General features: G+C 54.0%; 17 protein-coding genes. 1 reads left to right on the top strand and 16 read right to left on the bottom strand.

What is annotated here, in order from left to right; all coding sequences use genetic code 11:
* Positions 1 to 76: 76 nt before the first annotated feature.
* The 11 genes from torA to ccmA all read right to left on the bottom strand — a co-directional run bounded on the left by torA (position 77) and on the right by ccmA (position 10,572).
* A complete protein-coding gene (torA, locus tag FDW92_RS10640) occupies positions 77 to 2,572 on the bottom strand; it encodes a trimethylamine-N-oxide reductase TorA (protein WP_170976159.1) in 2,496 nt (831 codons plus the stop codon).
* Positions 2,573 to 2,605: 33 nt separating this feature from the next.
* On the bottom strand, positions 2,606 to 3,769 hold the full coding sequence (locus FDW92_RS10635; RefSeq protein WP_061381814.1) for a NapC/NirT family cytochrome c: 1,164 nt from the start codon (positions 3,767 to 3,769) through the stop codon (positions 2,606 to 2,608).
* Positions 3,770 to 3,994: 225 nt separating this feature from the next.
* The gene (gene ccmI, locus FDW92_RS10630; protein ID WP_042309383.1) at positions 3,995 to 4,861 is read right to left on the bottom strand and encodes a c-type cytochrome biogenesis protein CcmI; all 867 of its coding nucleotides are present in this window, start codon (positions 4,859 to 4,861) and stop codon (positions 3,995 to 3,997) included.
* Complete coding sequence (locus tag FDW92_RS10625; RefSeq protein WP_042309384.1) at positions 4,858 to 5,310, bottom strand: cytochrome c-type biogenesis protein; 453 nt, start codon at positions 5,308 to 5,310, stop codon at positions 4,858 to 4,860. The genes ccmI and FDW92_RS10625 overlap by 4 nt, the downstream gene beginning before the upstream one ends.
* 11 nt (positions 5,311 to 5,321) lie before the next feature.
* A complete protein-coding gene (locus FDW92_RS10620) occupies positions 5,322 to 5,879 on the bottom strand; it encodes a DsbE family thiol:disulfide interchange protein (RefSeq protein ID WP_042309387.1) in 558 nt (185 codons plus the stop codon).
* Positions 5,876 to 7,831: a heme lyase CcmF/NrfE family subunit gene (locus FDW92_RS10615; protein ID WP_042309389.1), complete on the bottom strand. Its 1,956-nt coding sequence runs from the start codon at positions 7,829 to 7,831 to the stop codon at positions 5,876 to 5,878. The genes FDW92_RS10620 and FDW92_RS10615 overlap by 4 nt, the downstream gene beginning before the upstream one ends.
* On the bottom strand, positions 7,828 to 8,304 hold the full coding sequence (gene ccmE / locus FDW92_RS10610) for a cytochrome c maturation protein CcmE (protein ID WP_042309391.1): 477 nt from the start codon (positions 8,302 to 8,304) through the stop codon (positions 7,828 to 7,830). The genes FDW92_RS10615 and ccmE overlap by 4 nt, the downstream gene beginning before the upstream one ends.
* Entirely contained in the window at positions 8,301 to 8,513 is a 213-nt protein-coding gene (ccmD, locus tag FDW92_RS10605; protein ID WP_042309392.1) for a heme exporter protein CcmD, read from the bottom strand. The genes ccmE and ccmD overlap by 4 nt, the downstream gene beginning before the upstream one ends.
* Positions 8,510 to 9,256 carry a heme ABC transporter permease gene (locus FDW92_RS10600; RefSeq protein ID WP_042309394.1) on the bottom strand — a complete coding sequence of 249 codons (747 nt, stop codon included), beginning with the start codon at positions 9,254 to 9,256 and terminating at the stop codon, positions 8,510 to 8,512. Before FDW92_RS10600 ends, ccmD begins: the two co-directional genes overlap by 4 nt.
* Before the next feature lie 36 nt (positions 9,257 to 9,292).
* Complete coding sequence (gene ccmB / locus FDW92_RS10595) at positions 9,293 to 9,952, bottom strand: heme exporter protein CcmB (RefSeq protein ID WP_042309395.1); 660 nt, start codon at positions 9,950 to 9,952, stop codon at positions 9,293 to 9,295.
* On the bottom strand, positions 9,949 to 10,572 hold the full coding sequence (gene ccmA, locus FDW92_RS10590) for a cytochrome c biogenesis heme-transporting ATPase CcmA (RefSeq protein ID WP_042309396.1): 624 nt from the start codon (positions 10,570 to 10,572) through the stop codon (positions 9,949 to 9,951). The genes ccmB and ccmA overlap by 4 nt, the downstream gene beginning before the upstream one ends.
* Positions 10,573 to 10,945: 373 nt before the next feature.
* On the opposite strand from ccmA, the gene FDW92_RS10585 reads away from it, so the two are divergent.
* The gene (locus FDW92_RS10585; protein ID WP_042309397.1) at positions 10,946 to 11,239 is read left to right on the top strand and encodes a YciI family protein; all 294 of its coding nucleotides are present in this window, start codon (positions 10,946 to 10,948) and stop codon (positions 11,237 to 11,239) included.
* A gap of 50 nt (positions 11,240 to 11,289) precedes the next feature.
* On the opposite strand, the gene phoH is transcribed toward FDW92_RS10585, so the two are convergent.
* The 5 genes from phoH to efeU form a co-directional block, all read right to left on the bottom strand.
* Entirely contained in the window at positions 11,290 to 12,078 is a 789-nt protein-coding gene (gene phoH / locus FDW92_RS10580; protein ID WP_006685183.1) for a phosphate starvation-inducible protein PhoH, read from the bottom strand.
* Entirely contained in the window at positions 12,057 to 12,353 is a 297-nt protein-coding gene (locus FDW92_RS23050; protein ID WP_042309399.1) for a hypothetical protein, read from the bottom strand. The genes phoH and FDW92_RS23050 overlap by 22 nt, the downstream gene beginning before the upstream one ends.
* A 246-nt stretch (positions 12,354 to 12,599) precedes the next feature.
* Positions 12,600 to 13,883, bottom strand: coding sequence for an iron uptake transporter deferrochelatase/peroxidase subunit (efeB, locus tag FDW92_RS10575; protein WP_042309400.1), 1,284 nt, complete (start codon positions 13,881 to 13,883; stop codon positions 12,600 to 12,602).
* A 5-nt stretch (positions 13,884 to 13,888) separates the two neighbouring features.
* Positions 13,889 to 15,016: an iron uptake system protein EfeO gene (gene efeO / locus FDW92_RS10570; RefSeq protein ID WP_042309402.1), complete on the bottom strand. Its 1,128-nt coding sequence runs from the start codon at positions 15,014 to 15,016 to the stop codon at positions 13,889 to 13,891.
* A 58-nt stretch (positions 15,017 to 15,074) separates the two neighbouring features.
* Positions 15,075 to 15,908: an iron uptake transporter permease EfeU gene (efeU, locus tag FDW92_RS10565; protein WP_042309404.1), complete on the bottom strand. Its 834-nt coding sequence runs from the start codon at positions 15,906 to 15,908 to the stop codon at positions 15,075 to 15,077.
* Positions 15,909 to 16,651: the final 743 nt, after the last annotated feature.

Genomic DNA, 16,651 nt, shown 5'->3' with positions numbered 1-16,651 from the left:
ATTAAACGCAGCACGGTAAAGAAACGGCCCCTCTCACCACTGGCAAGAGGGGCCGTTCGTTATGACCGGCTGTCGATTATGCGCCTACAGGCACATTATGCGCGGTGTTTTGCAGCACCGGTCCGGTATATTTCTCGATCTGCAACTGTGACATCTGCCCGCAGTTCCCCTGCGCCAGGCTGGAGGAACCGACGTCAAAGGTCAGACAGTTGACGTTACCGTTCTTACACAGCGAACCAGGCTGTGACGGATCGGCCGGGTCAAACCACGCCCCTTCGCTGATTCGCACCACCCCTTCACGGACGTTATCAGTGATCACCGCCCCTACCAGGATCTGCCCGCGATCGTTAAAGGCACGAACCAGATCGCCCGCACTAATACCACGCGCGGCCGCATCCTTCGGATGGATCCAGATAGCCTCACGGTCGGCTACCGCATACTTCTTACGCAGCGGCGTGTTGTCGAGCTGAGAGTGTAGACGGTTAATCGGGTGACCGGTATTCAGCGACAGTGGGTATTTCGCTGCTTCCGGCCCGCGATACCACTCGTGAGGCGGCATCCAGGTTGGGATCGCTTTACAGTCCTCGTAGCCCATTTTGGCAATGGCATCAGAATAGATTTCGATTTTGCCGGACGGCGTACCCAGCGGATTAAGCAGCGGATTCTCGCGGAAATCAGCAAAGCGTACCCACTGTTTATTCTCTTCCGGAATCGGGAAGCGAATGTAGTTGTTGGACGCCCAGAACATATCAAACGGCGGCAGCGCCACGCGTGCGTTACGCGCCTGGGCTTTCATGTCGTCATACATGCCTTTTAACCATAACATCTCATCTTTACCTTCGGTAAAGGCGTCGTGTACGCCGAGGATCTCGGCAATACCGGCAAAGACGTCAAAGTCATTTTTCGCTTCATGCTGTGGCGGCACACACTGGCGTAGCGGGAAGACGTAGAGCTGCGAGTAGTCGCCGCCCATGTCCAGGTCATTACGTTCATAGGTCGTGGTGACCGGCAGCACGATGTCGGCATGTTTGGCCGTTGCCGTCCAGTAAGGTTCGTTGACGACCACGGTCTCCGGGTTCTGCCAGGCTTTGACCAGGTTATTGGTATCCTGATGCTGGTGGAAGGTATTCCCCCCCGCCACGTAGACCATTTTAATATCCGGGTAGGTCACTTTCGTGCCGTTATAATCAATGGTCTTGCCAGGGTTCGCCAGCGCATCGGCAATGCGCGCCACTGGGAACGGTGTAATATCTTTTGCCGCCGGAGAGGTTGGGCTACCCGCCGAGATCCCAGCGAGAATGCCGCCGCGCGCGGTCGGGCTACCGCCAGAAGAGTAGTGATAGCTAAAGCCGAAGCCGCCGCCAGGCAGGCCAATCTGCCCCAGCATCGACGCCAGCGTCACCATCATCCAGTGCGCCTGTTCACCGTGGTGCTGGCGCTGAATGCCCCAACCGCCCATGATCATGGTGCGGTGTTTTGCCATATCGCGCGCCAGCTGTTTGATCACCTCGGCATCAACACCGCTGATGTCCGCCGCCCAATTGGCGTCTTTCACAATACCGTCGTCCTCACCGGTCAGGTAGGCTTCAAACTTATCGAAGCCGACGGTATAGGTTTTCAGGAAGTCAGCGTTATGTAGTTTTTCCACCAATAGCGTATGGGCAATCCCCGCCATCAGCGCACAGTCGGTATAGCTGTGCGGGCCAATCCACTCGGCACCCAGCATACGGGCGCTGTCGCTGTGCACCGGATCGATACAGATCATCCGGGTGCCTTTTTTCTTCAGCGCTTCAAAACCAGTCTGGCTGACGTGATCCGGCAGGTTCCAGCTGTTTTTAAGCGTGATCATAGGGTTACAGCCAATCATCACCACCAGCTCGGTGTTTTCAATGACGTTCGGCCATGCGGTCTGCTGCTCATAAACCTCAACAGAGCCCACTACATGCGGCATTATTACCTGTGCGGCACCGGTCGAATAGTCGCCGGAGTAGCCGACAAAACCGCCTGCCAGGTTCATCATGCGCTGCAGTAGCGTTCTTGGGTTGTGGAACATCCCCACGCTTTTCCAGCCATAAGAGCCCGCATAGATAGAGGACGGTCCGTGCTCTTTCTGCAGACGGCTGATTTCACCGGCCACCAGATGCAGCGCCTTATCCCAGCTCACGCGCACCCACTCATCGCGGCCACGCAGCTCAGGTTTACAGTCTTTCGCGCCGCCTTCCAGCCAGCTTTTACGCACCATCGGGTACTTAATGCGGTTTTCGGCATACACCTGATAGGGTGCCATGGTAATCAGTTCGTTCGGATACGGATCGTCTTTCACCGGGCGAACGTCAACCATTTTGCCATCACGGACGATCGCTTCAAACGCGCCCCAGTGGGCACCGGTCAGAATGCCGCTTTCCGCCTGGCGCAGCGCTACAAACTGCGGCAGCGCCTGGCTTATCGCTTCGGCCAGCGCCGAGCGTGGCCACATTCCCGCCAGCAGAGGTGCCGCCATTAAAGCTCCGGCACCGGCCAGAAAACGGCGACGAGTCAGATTCATACCTGCTTCCTGGCTCTGCTCCGCCATGTCATGGTCATTATTCTTTTTCATCATGGCTCCTTATTTTTTGTCCTGATCGGCTGCTGCGGGCATGTCGCTCGCGTGTTTTTGTACGTACTGGGTCAGAAGACGAACCTGTTCCTGCGTCAGCGACGTACGACCGGACATGCCTTTAACCACCCCAATCCACTGGTTGGCATTAAAGCGATTCAACTCGGTAAGACCGTGGCAACCGGTACAGTTGTTAGCCATGAGATCGGAAGCGTAGCTCCAGATTTTTTGTTGATCGCCAATCAGACTTTTCGCCGGCAGCCAGACCTGCAGATCGACTTCATGCCAGACCTGTTTCGTCTCTTCATCGGTTACCGTACTGTTCACTTTCAGCGCTTTACGCGCTTCCTCGCCCAGCAGGGCGCTCATGATGCGTTTACCACGCGCGGCGTAGAATGCCTCGGTGACGCCATCCTGCTGCCAGCCTTTGACATCAGCCAGGACCATATCACCGTCACGTTTCACTACCTGCACTTCGGTGGAAGCCATCAGGTTACCATCGTTATGATCGGCGGTTTTCTCACTGAGCCAGAACGGTTGGGTTTGAATGGTGTACAGCGTGGTCGCCGTTGCCGGCGTTTTCGCTGCCGCATTCGCCAGTTCGCTCGCCCCTGCTGCCGCCAGGCCACTCATGTTCGGCAGAATGTGCGCGACGCCTTTATGACAATCGATACAGGTTTGACCCTCTTTGATCGCCACCGGGTGCTGCTTACGGGCTTCAGGGGTTTGCGCCAGAATATCCATCGCTTTGTAGTCGTGGCAGGAACGACAGGTTGCCGAGTCGTTCTTCTTCAACCCATCCCACACGCTCTGGGCCATCGCGAGCTTATGCGCCTCGTATTTTTCTGGGGTATCGATTTTGCCGGTCATTTCACCCCAGACATCTTTCAGGGCGCCAATTTTGGTCAGCATATAATCGATCGGCTGGTGGGGAACGTGGCAATCGGCACACTCGGCGCGAATACCTTTATTGTTCTGGAAATGCACACTGCCCTGATATTCCGCCAGAGGTTGTTGCATGGTATGACACGACACGCAGAATTCGGTATCGCTGGTTTTATGCATGATAGTTGCCGTACCCGCCAGCAGCACGACACCAATAATGATCCCAACCAGCAGGGCGATAAATATAATTTTTCGCCTACCTGAACGTTCCAGTGAAAGTTTTCTCATCTTATTATTTAACCCTTTTCCTAAAATAAAGACGCAATAGTCCTTGCCACATGACAATCGCTATATAAAAATATTTATAGCGATTACCGTCATCTTCTAATCCAACAATGCTTATGGAAGTTTGATTCTGCGGGCTAATCATCAGAGGTTGATTAGCCGATAATTTCAGCGTGGTATCACATTGCAAATCGAGCAAACCTTCGTGCAAATGTTGATATATTTTGATTATTTCAGTGTAGCGATTTGTTCTTTTTTCGCGCGGTCGATACTACGAATAATGATCTCTCGTTGGCTATCGTCCGGCGGTAACAGTTTCAGCATCAGTTGCCATGCCGCTATCGCTTTATCATATTGTTGATGCTCAAAGGCGTTAAACGCCACAAGGCTGAGCACCCGTACATCGTTATGGTTATTTTTGAGCAACGTATCAAGCAACTGCTGGGCTTCACGGCTATCATTCGGATCCGTAGAGTGCAGCAATGCTTCGGTGTAGCCCAGCTGCGCATCCGCATTTCCCGGCGCCAACTGTCGCGCTTTATCAAACGCCTGTAACGCAGCCCCGGGGTTGTTCAGCACCAGTTGTAGCCTGCCGAGCATCGTCCAGCTTAGCTGGTCTGCCGGATATTGTTGCAGACGGGTACGTAGCCCCAGCGCCAGGCGAAACAGCTCTTCTTCCGACAGCGGTTTCCCCTGGGGATCCATCACGCGCTGCATCAGTTGCGGCGTTTGTTGCACGACCTGCTGCCACTCAATTACACGGGGGACGTAACTCGTTCGGACGAATACCCCTACGCATAAAGAGGTTAGTATAATAACCCCGAGAATATACACCCAATAGCTACTATTTTTGTTATCCGTTTTTGGCGACTCAGGCAAATCTTCCAATAAATTCAAGCGTAAATCGTCAACCAACTGCTGTTGCTGAGCCGCATTTACCGGAGAAATGTCTTCATCAAGCTCCTGAAGACGCGCACGAAAAATCATATGATTCATCGTGTTACGATCAACGCGCTGTCTGCCTGACCAGGGAATGAACAGCAATGCCGCCGTCCCCAGCAGTAAAATTATCATGATGAGAAAAGCGACGATCATTTCAGGGTCCTTTTGTTTTCATCGAGAAGCGCTTGCAAACGCGCCTGCTCATGCGGACTGAGTTCCGTTTCCTGCGCGGCCCGCGGGCGACGGCTTAAACGGAAAATGACCAGCGCGCCGCCCAGAACAAAACAGGCGGGGAGCAGCCAGAGGATCAGCGTAGCCAACGTTACCGGCGGTTCATAGGTGACGAAGTTACCGTAGCGCGCCACCATATAATCGGTAATTTGCTGATTGCTTTGCCCCTCCTCCATCAGTTGCCAGACTTTTTTACGCATATCGGCGGCAATCATCGAATTGGAGTCGGCAATACTGTTGTTTTGGCATTTCGGGCAGCGCAGTTGCGCGGTCAGTTGGCGGAACTGCTGCTCCTGAGCCTCATTTTTAAACGGATAAGTGTCAATCGCCGCCAGCGCCTGAAACGATAGCAACGCTGTCAGCAACGTCATTAGCAAAAATCTCACGCGCTGCCCTCCCGACTGTATTTATTCCACAACGGCAGAATTTCCTGCTGCCATACCTGTTCGTTCAGATCGCCCGCATGGCGATAGCGAATAATGCCTTTGCCATCGATAAGGAAGGTTTCCGGCGCACCGTAGACACCGAGATCCAATCCCAGCATACCGTCACCATCAAACACTCCCTGCGCGTACGGATTACCCAGCTCGTGCAGCCAGTCCAGCGCCTTCTGGCGATCGTCTTTATAGTTAATGCCCACGATGCGAATGCCCTGCGCCGCAAGGGAACGCAGGTATTGGTGCTCCGCGCGGCAGGTTGGGCACCAGGTCGCCCAGACGTTAAGCAGCACCGGCTTCCCGTTGATAATACTGGACGCGTCCAGCATCACATCAGGCTTCTCCAGCGATGCCAGATGAAACGCGGGGAGCGGTTTGCCAACCAGCGCCGACTCCAGCGCCGTTGGGTCATCGCCGTCGCTATTGCGCAGCAGTTGCCACATCAGCGCCGCCACCAGAACCAGAAAGATAACCAGCGGCAGATAAAGGACTTTGCGGTTCATTGTGCGTTCTCCGGCAGCGATTTACGCAAGCGGTAGCGCGGGTCCAGAATGCATAATACGCCGCCAAGCGCCATTAACATTCCGCCAAACCAGATCCAGCGAACAAACGGTTTGTAGTACAGGCGCACCGCCCAACTGCCATCATCCAGTTCTTCACCCAGCGCGGCATACAGATCGCGCACCAGCCCGCCGTCGATGGCGGCCTCGGTCATCTCCATCCGGCTGCTGCTGTAGACGCGTTTTTCTGCCCGCAGGGTGCTGATGTGTCGTCCGTCCTGCGAGACGTCAATCACCGCTTCGCCGCCAAAATAGTTCGGGCCGGTAATGTCCTGAACGTCGCGGAAGACAAAGTGATATTGATGAATATCGGCGCTATCACCCGGCTTCATACGCACATCGCGCTCAATGCTATAGTTCTGGCTAAAGGCGATGCCAATCACCGTCACCACCAGCCCGACATGCCCAGCCACCATCCCCCAGTGGCTGCGTCCCAGGCGAGTTAGCCCACGCCAGAAGGTATGGCGATCGGTAGCGCGTTCCACGACCTCCATCACTGTCAGAACCAACGCCCACAGCGACATCAGCAGACCAAGCACGGTCATCGCCTTAATACGGTCCTGCATCAGCCACGGCAGCACCACTGCCAGCACAATCGACACCAGCGCCGCAACCAGCAGCCGCTTACGCAGCTTATGCAATTCATCGCGCCGCCAGCGTACCAGCGGCCCAATCCCCAGCAACAGCGAGAAGGGAATCATCAGCACGATAAACAGCGAATTAAAGAATGGTTCACCGATTGAGATACTACCCAGCCCCAATAATTTATGAATCAGCGGCAGTAGTGTGCCCAACAGCACCACCAACATCGCGGCGATCAGCAGGACGTTATTCCCCAACAGCATCGACTCGCGCGACCACAGTTCATGCCGTACCCGAGAGCGCACCTTCCCGCCTTTAATGGCAAACAACAGCAGCGAACCGCCGATGGTGATCACCAGCAGCGCCAAAATAAACAGGCCGCGCGTCGGATCAGAGGCGAATGAGTGCACAGAAATGAGTACCCCGGAACGCACCAGGAAGGTGCCAAGCAGGCAGAGCGAGAAGGCGAGGATTGCCAGCAGCACGGTCCAGGATTTGAAGCTACCCCGCTTCTCCGTTACAGACAGTGAGTGAATCAGTGCCGTTCCGGCCAGCCACGGCATCAGCGAGGCATTTTCGACTGGATCCCAGAACCACCAACCGCCCCAGCCCAGCTCGTAGTATGCCCAGGCAGAACCCAACACGATGCCCACCGTCAGGAAGCTCCACGCCGCCAGCGTCCACGGACGCGACCAGCGCGCCCAGGCGCTGTCCAGACGCCCGGTCATGAGCGAAGCGATGGCAAAAGCAAAGGCGACGGAAAAGCCCACGTAACCCATGTACAACATCGGTGGATGAAAAATCAGTCCAATATCCTGCAGCATCGGATTCAGGTCGCGGCCTTCGATCGGAAAGTCCGGCAGCGTGCGCACAAACGGGTTCGAGGTCAGCAGGATGAACACCAGAAAGCAAAAGGAGATCATCCCCATCACCGCCAGCACGCGGGATGATGCTTCCAGGGGAATGTTGCGGCTCAGCGCCGCCACTGCAAAGGTCCAGCCGCTCATCAGGAGCACCCAAAGCAGCAGCGACCCTTCGTGCGCCCCCCAGGTAGCCGCCACGCGATACCATACCGGCAGCAGCGTATTCGAGTTGCTGGCGACATACTGAACGGTGAAATCATTCACCACAAAAGCGTAAACCAGTATCAGGAATGACCCGAGGATCGCCGCAAACATGGCGAATGACAGCGGTTTCGCCAGTGCCATCATCCGCGTATCCTGGCGCATCGCACCCCAGGTCGGATACAGCCCGAGCAGGCAGGAAATACCCAGCGCCAGGCACAGCAGAAAATGCCCAATTTCAGGGATCATTGCGCGGCTCCTTGTTGATTTCCGGCAGGGTGATGATTTTCGTCCATCGCCTCTTTAATCTCCGGAGGGGTATAGTTTTCATCGTGTTTCGCCAACACCTCTTTGGCACGGATATGGGTGCCGTCTTGCAGCGTTCCCTGTGCCACCACACCCTGCCCTTCTCTGAACAGCGCTGGCAGGATCCCTGTATAGCTCACCTCTACCACGCCGCGCGCATCGTAGAGCTTAAAGGTCACGTCCAGCGTTTTATCGTCACGCTTCACGCTGCCGGGCATCACCATGCCGCCAATGCGCAGGCGCTGTCCCGGCTCCGGCTTCTGGCCATTTTCCCGCTTGCCGTAAATGATTTCCCCCGGCGTATAGAAGAGATCGATATTGGCGCTGAGCGCATACATCACCAGTCCGACCGTCAGCGCCAGTCCTCCCAACACGCTACAGGCAAGCCAGAGTCGTACCTTACGCCGCGGATTCACAACGCCTCTCCTTTTTTACGCGCCGCCTGCATCCGGCGCTCGCGCGCCATCTGACGCTGAACGTCAGCCAGCAGCGCCCTGCGCTGCCAGCATGCATGCCAGACCACAATCAGCAGCGAGAACGCCGTCACGGCAACTGCCAGCCAGACATAAAAGGCGTAGCCGCCCATCTGCCAGAAATCACTCCAGGAGTGGAAAGCGCTCGTCATGAATTAACCTCGTTTTTGCGCCCGGAAACCAGCTGCGCCACCCATGGGCGGCGACGTTCCTGCAGCAGAATCAAATTACGCATACGCATTAATGTCAGAGTAATAAAAAGGAATAAGAAGCCGAAAATCGTTAAACGCAACGGCATACGCATAGATGGGTCGATGGTTTTCTGCATATTGGTCGACCCCTGATGCAGGGTGTTCCACCATTCAACGGAAAAATGAATAATCGGCAAATTGACCACCCCGACCAGAACGAGGATCCCGGCGGCGCGCCCGGCCAGGCGGCGGTCATCAAAGGCGTGATACAAGCCAATCACGCCGACATATAAGAACAGCAGCACCAGCTCGGAAGTCAGACGCGCATCCCACACCCACCAGGTGCCCCACATTGGTTTGCCCCAGGCAGAACCAGTGACCAGCGCGATGAAGGTATAGACAGCGCCGGGAAGCGCCATCGCCATCACCGCATTGTCCGCCATTTTCATTTGCCAAATCAGGCCCACAAAGGCAGTCACCGCCATCGAGCCATAAATCCCCATCGACCAGATAGCCGCGGGCACATGCAGATACATGATGCGATAGCTTTCGCCCTGCTGATAATCCGCTGGGGCGTAGACAAAGCCCCAGATACAGCCCACCACCAGAAACAGCGCGCTCAGGATAGCCATTGCCGGAATAAACCGCCCGCAGACCTTATACAACCGCTCTGGAATGGCGAGTTGGTGTAACGCTTTCCACATTTTTTCTTTGCCTCATATTCCCGCAGATGACGGGAGTTATTGCACGCTGATTCGTAACGCTGCTGCAGTGGCGAACGGACTTAAGGTGGCGCTTCCTGCCAGGAAGGCCCCGAGGATCGCCAGATAGCCGTCAACCGGCAGCAGCATCTGCGCCGCGCCCACGGCGGCGGTCGCAAAAATTAATAAAGGGATCATCAACGGCAGCACCAGCAGGCTGAGCAATACGCCGCCGCGCCGCAATCCGACGGTCAGCCCGACGCCAATCGCACCAATAAAACTGAGCGTGGGCGCACCCAACAATAGCGTAAGCGCCAGCACTTGCCACTCCGCAACGGAGAGGCCAAACAGCGTGGCGATAAGCGGAGAGATGATTAACAGCGGTAGCCCGGAAACCACCCAGTGTGCGGCGACTTTCGCCAGCACCACCAGCGAAAGCGGGACTGGCATCAGCATCATCTGCTGCAACGAACCGTCCAGCCAGTCATCACGAAACAGCCGATCCATTGCCAGCAGTGAGGAGAGTAGCGCCGCTACCCAGACGATGCCGGGGGCAATTTGCCGCAGCAGCTGTGGCTCAGGGCCAATACTGAGTGGAAACAGCGTGACGATAATCAGGAAGAACCACAGCGGGTTGATAATTTCGGCAAAGTTACGAAAGGCAAGGCGCAGGTCGCGCCAGAAAATCTGCGCGATCATGCCACAGCCGCCTCATACTCATTGAGCGTAATGGTGCGCAACGGGACGCACAGAGGCCGTAAAGGTTGATGGGTTGTCAGAATGACCGCGCCGCCCTGGACGACATGCTGTTCCAGTCGTGAGGTCAGTTTTTGCACACCGGCCACGTCCAACGCAGTAAAGGGTTCATCTAAAATCCAGAACGTTGTGCGGCTTAGCCACAGTCTGGCCAGCGCCACGCGCCGCTGCTGCCCGGCAGAAAGCTGCGCCACAGCAACATCTTCAAAACCGACCAGTCCGACCTGCTCCAGCGCTTGCCAGCGCGTCTCAAGTGACGCCTGCGGGTGATAAAAACGCAAATTTTCCTCCGCCGTCAGCCCTCCTTTTACGCCAACCTGATGGCCAAGCCACAACAGTTGACGATGCCAGTCGTCACGCATCCGATGCAGCGGTTTACCCTGCCACAAAATCTGCCCTTCACTCGGCGTTGATAATCCCGTTAGTAGCTGTAATAAAGAGGTTTTTCCTGCCCCATTAGGTCCCGATATTTGGACAACTTCGCCGGGCTGAATAGAACATGATAGGCGGCAAAAGAGTTGACGTTCATCCCGCAGGCACGCAATATTTTTTAATTCAAGCATTAGAAGGCGGATCCAGTTCGGGAGCGCAGAATATTCAAGGATCTACAGTATAGCGAAAGTATGCGTTTCAGTTTGCCAAATATGTTAAAAAATATAAAACGCTTATGATCTGGAACATTATCGTAATATTTATCGCATCACGCATGTTTCATTATTATTAATAAAACCCGCCGATAAAGTGATTCCCGCCATTTTTTCGCCAGCCATCAACCACGTCAACTCATCCGCGCCCTACAAGTGTTCAATTAACATACATAAATGCGGCATATGCATTTTTAATATTAAAACTTAGGAAGGACAGTGCTGATATTAATCTTTTCTCTCTTTGCTTATATGCTAGGTTAATACACGTTTAAAATACAGGGATAATAAAATGAGTGTTACTTATGTTGTTGTTTTAACCTATATTAAACCGTTAAATGAAGTCGATAGCCTACTTCCCGCCCACGTAGAATGGCTGAAAAAAGGCTATGCGGAAGGTTTATTCCTGGCATCAGGCCGCAAAATCCCACGTTCCGGTGGTGTGATATTGGCAAAATGTGATGATGCTGAAAAACTACAACACTATCTGAGCCTGGATCCCTTCCAGCAGGCTGGCGTCGCGAAAGTTGAGTTGATTCCATTTGAAGCGACCATGACGACTGCCGCCCTAAAAGATATTCTGTAATACCGCTAAAACAAAGCCCGGTTTCCCGGGCCTTGAAGACGGCATACTCATCAATTATAAGCGTTGAGCGTCCGCTGACAGAGGGCCGAGCGAACGCAATCATCTTTATTGAAACGAACGATCCCAACCATTTCATCTTCTTCGAAACGGGCCAGCGCGTCGCTTAGCCCTGAGCGAACGTGCGCAGGTAGATCGCACTGGGTTACATCCCCATTCACAATCACCGTCACATTCTCCCCGAGGCGAGTCAAAAACATCTTCATTTGCGCAGCAGTGACATTCTGAGCCTCGTCAAGAATGACCACGGCATTTTCAAATGTACGTCCACGCATATAGGCGAACGGCGCGATTTCCACCTTACCAATCTCAGGTCGCAGACAATATTGCATAAAGGAGGCTCCCAGACGTTTCACCAGCACGTCATACACCGGGCGGAAATAGGGAGCGAACTTCTCGGAAACATCTCCAGGTAAGAAGCCGAGATCTTCATCAGCTTGCAGAACCGGACGGGTTACAATAATCCTGTCCACGTCTTTATGGATCAGAGCCTCTGCTGCTTTTGCCGCGCTGATCCAGGTTTTACCACACCCTGCTTCACCGGTGGCGAAGATCAGCTGTTTACTCTCGATAGCATTCAGGTAGTGCGCCTGAGCCTCATTTCGCGCCGTGATTGGCGTGGCATCGCGACTATCACGCGCCATTCCGATCGCTTCTACGCCGCCCATCTGCACAAGCGAGGTGACCGATTCATCTTCACGTTGCTTATGGCTACGCGAGTCCCGCCTCAGCACCCGTTTTGCTTCGCGACGAGCTTTGATCACTGCTTTTTGTCTTCCCATGGATAGCACCTTGAGTTGTAGGTATACATCACACGCGCCGTTGGCGGCACGATTATGCGCACGAACATCTGAGGGTTGGCTTCCTTGTAAGCCATTGCTTGCTTTTGGATAAGACGCCACCCACGGCTACGCGCACCGTACAGGGCGTCAGTTACAAGGATAAAAAGTGAAAGGGGGAGATATTTAGCGGTGACGAAGTGGCTACCGGAAGAGAAACGTCCGCGTAAGGTACTGCTGTTACTGTGAAAAACGTGTCCAGTACAGGACTTTTCCATTCGCGATCTCCATAGTGAACAACTATCACCGCCGGGAACTACCGCTGTTACTTATAAGTACATCATAATCTTTCGCTAATGCAACAATATTTTTACTTGCCATTAACTTGATTTTGACTTGTCGCCACAGACAGTCTCTTGCAGAGAGATGACAAAATTATTTCATTCACAGACCGATCATAAAAAATAATTCGTTCATTCATGAAGATGTCAGTAAATGCCCCGCCGCGCTGCGGGGCATAGGTATCAAGCTTCGAGCAAGGTCTGTCCGAGATAATGATCTGCGGTTTTAACTCCCGGCAACGCAAAGAAGTAACCGCCACCAATTGGTTTGACATACTCCTCAAGCGCTTCACCGTTCAGGCGTTTTTGCACCGTCAGAAAACCTTTTTCCAGATCGTGCTGATAGCAGACGAACAACAGTCCCATATCAAGTTGACCGGAATTGGTCACGCCGAGCGAATAACTGTAACCGCGACGCATCATCAGGCTGGACTCGGTCTCCTTCGTACGCGGGTTTGCCAGACGGATATGGCTGTCGAGTGCAATCACCTCACCTTCTGGATCGCTGGCATAGTCAGGCACATCGTGCTCATGCTGCATACCCAGCGGCGCACCGGTGTGTTTATTGCGACCAAAAATCGTTTGCTGCTCTTTCAGCGGCGTGCGATCCCAAAACTCCACGCGGAACTGAATGAGCCGCACGGCCTGATAGCTGCCACCTTGCGCCCACGCAGGTTCGCCCTGCCCGTCCGTAACCCACACCACGTTTTGCATCAGCTTCACATCTGTAGCGTCCGGGTTCGCGGTACCGTCCTTAAAGCCAAGCAAGTTGACCGGGGTCTCTTTCCCTTTACTGCGCGCGGCGTGATCGGAAATAAATCCTTCACGTTTCCAGCGAACGCTGAGCAGATCGGGCGTATGTTTGATGATATCGCGCAGCGCATGGATGACTGTATCCTGCGTGTTGGCGCAAATCTGCAACAGCAGATCGCCATGGCACAGCGCTGCATCCAAAGAATCATTCGGGAAGCGCGTCATTTTTTGCAGCTTTTTCGGCATCTGCGGTTTCAGGCCAAAACGCTCATCAAACAGCGAGGAGCCGACCGACATCGTGATCGTCAGATTGTCTGGTGCAATGTATGCGCCAAGGATACCGGAATCCATCGGCGGTAACCGCGGATTCGGCGTATCCGGCGCGGGTCCACCGGTAGTCAGAAACGCAAATCGCCGGGTTAGCAGCCGGAACAGACGTTCAAGATCGGCCTTATCGCTGGCTAGAACATCGAACGCCACCAGCATCATAGATGCCTGTTGCGGCGTCAGGATCCCCGCCTGATGTTGACCATAAAACGGCTGCACTTCACTGCGAGCATCAGGAGACAACGTTCCCGGCGCGCTTTGCGGATTTTGCGCATGGGCAACCGGGCATCCACCTACCAACGCCAGCGCGCCACCCAAGGCGCCCATTCCTTTCAACAAACGTCGGCGTGACGGTTCGCTCACGCCGTTTTCATTTTCTTGCTGCATAGTGCTTAATCCAGACCCAGAACACCGCGTAATTGTGACAAGTCTTCCGCCAGCGTCGTGATTGGCCCTTTCAGCGCATTGCGATCGGCATCGGTCAGTTTGTCATAGGTTTCAAAACCGTCTTTGGTACGGTACTTGCTCAGAATGGTATCGACTTTTTTGAAGTTCGCATCCACCTTCGCCAGCAGTTCAGCATTGGATTTTTGTAACTGCGGACGCAGGAGATCGACAATTTTCTGCGCGCCATCGACGTTGGCCTGGAAATCCCACAGATCGGTATGGCTGTAGCGATCTTCTTCCCCACTGATTTTGCTGGCTGCGACTTCTTCGATCAGCCCAGCCGCGCCACCCACCACTTTAGACGGTGGGAAGGCCAGCTCGCTAATACGCGTTTGCAGCTCAAGGACATCGCGGTTTAACTGGTCGGCGTACTTCTCCATACCTTTGGTGGAATTGTCACCAAACAGCGCCTTTTCCAGACGATGGAAGCCGGTAAATTTCGGATCGGCGGCTTTTTGTTCGTAATCATCTTCCCGCGCATCGATGCTGCCATCGAGATCGGAGAACAGTTCAGCAATCGGTTCAATACGCTCGTAGTGCTGACGCGTTGGCGCATACAGGGATTTTGCTTTTTCCACATCACCGGCTTTAATCGCATCGGTGAAGGCTTTAGTACCCGCTACCAATTGCGCGGTTTCAGCCGTCACGTAGGCTTTGTACTCGGTAATCGCACCGCCCAGGCTCAACAGAGCATCACTGTGCGCGGCATCCGCTGTAGCGTTTCCTTTTACGATCAATTTGCCTTTCGGGTTGGTCAACAGACCGCAGGTCATATCATATTCGCCAGGCTGCAGGTTGGCCGTCATTTTCTGGCTAAAGCCCGGCGCAATGTTTTCGCGCTCTTCAACCACCATAACGCCTTTGAGGATCTCCCACTCCAGCGCTTTCTGGCTGTGGTTCTGGATGATGAACTGCGTTTTCCCGGCGTTAACCGTGATTGTCATCGGCTCACACTGTTTATCGTTAACCGTGACTTTCACCTGCGGAATATCGGCGGCTTGTGCAGAAAAAACGGATGCAAACAGCGCGGCAATACCTAACTGCAGCGCACTACGGCGAAAGTGAAGCGTCATAACCTGGCCCTTTGAATAAGTATGTTGTAACTAAAAAGTATTCTGCATCGCGTTTTTTTTAAGGTGCGGTACGCGATGCCGTAGTGCCTGAACGCGGCGGTAGTGCAAATATAATTAATGCCGGAATCAGGTAGATAAACCAGACAGCCACTTCACTCACGCTTGGCGCCTCCTGATAGCCGAAGATTCCTTCCATCAACGTGCCAAACAGCGAGTGCGTCGAAAGCACGCTGCTGATGTCAAATGCCACATTCTGAAAATGATTCCATAATCCGGCTTCGTGGAATGCGCGGATAGCCCCAGCAGCGAGTCCGGCGGCCACCAGCAAAATGAACAGACTGGTCCACTTGAAGAATGCCCCGAGATTAAGACGAATACCGCCGAGGTAAATCAGATAACCCAATACCACCGCGGTTGCCAGCCCCAGCATCGCGCCCAGCGGCGGCCAGATGCCGACATCCTGCTGAAACGCCGCCAGCAGAAAGAACACCGACTCCAGCCCCTCGCGGGCGACGGCAAAAAAGACCATCATCACCAGAGCCCAGCCGTGATGGTTGCCGCGCTGTAACGCGTTATCGACAGCCTGTTCAAGCTGGACTTTGACGTTACGTGAAACTTTACGCATCCAGAACACCATCCAGGTGAGGATCACCACAGCAATGACCGCCACGATGCCTTCGAACAGCTCCTGCTCTTTTTGCGGAAATTCCCCGGTGGTTTCGTTGATGAAAATCCCTAACGCCAGGCATAACGCCGCCGCCAGCAAAACACCAATCCACATCACACCAATCCAACGACCACGCTGAGTCCGTTTCAGGTAGCTGGCAATCAGGCTGACAATCAGCGCGGCCTCTAACCCTTCACGCAACATAATTAGAAATGGAACAAACATGCGAAGAACCCTTAAACGTTATTCTCAGTCAATTGATGCAAAGAAAAGTAAATTACAGTGATAGTGATTATCATTACAGGAAAGAAAAACTCAAGCAGAATGTTTTGAGAATGATGACTGAATGTAAAAGGTTAGGCAGGTAATGGTTATAGCGAGCTTGCAGCGTAGGTAATAAAAGCCCCCCACATGCGGCAATGTCATTAAGTTAACGCCTCTGTATCAGAAAGCATCAACCTGTATTCACGAAGGTAATGAACATGCTATTTCAGAGAAAGGATTCCGTTCACCTCATGTACATCGTTTCTCTGAAACACCGATTCCTGTGAACGTGTAAAGGGCGTTCTCCGCCACGCCCTTTACAATCCCGGCTCCCGGCGGGAAAATTGCCGCTCCGCGGTCCCCTCCGTTTATTCCTCCAGACGACCGGGCCGGGCGCGAGGTAGCATCCCTGCAAAGCGCGCCCTGATCCAGCATCCATGCTGGCTCTCCCGGCCTTACGGAAACACGTCGGCAATTTTCAGCCGGACCAGCCACACCTGACCTCCTGTGTTTTTATTTGAATATGTTGAACAGCAAAAAAGATTTTACTGAAAGTCAGAGCGTTGAAGCGATGACCTCCCGGCGGGAAAATTGCCGCTCCGCGGTCCCCTCCGTTTATTCCTCCAGACGACCGGGCCGGGCGCGAGGTAGCATCCCTGCAAAGCGCGCCCTGATCCAGCATCCATGCTGGCTCTCCCGGCCTT

Source organism: Citrobacter sp. wls706, from assembly GCF_005281305.1.
Lineage (GTDB): Bacteria > Pseudomonadota > Gammaproteobacteria > Enterobacterales > Enterobacteriaceae > Citrobacter > Citrobacter werkmanii.
This window is presented reverse-complemented; position numbering and strand designations above follow the sequence as displayed.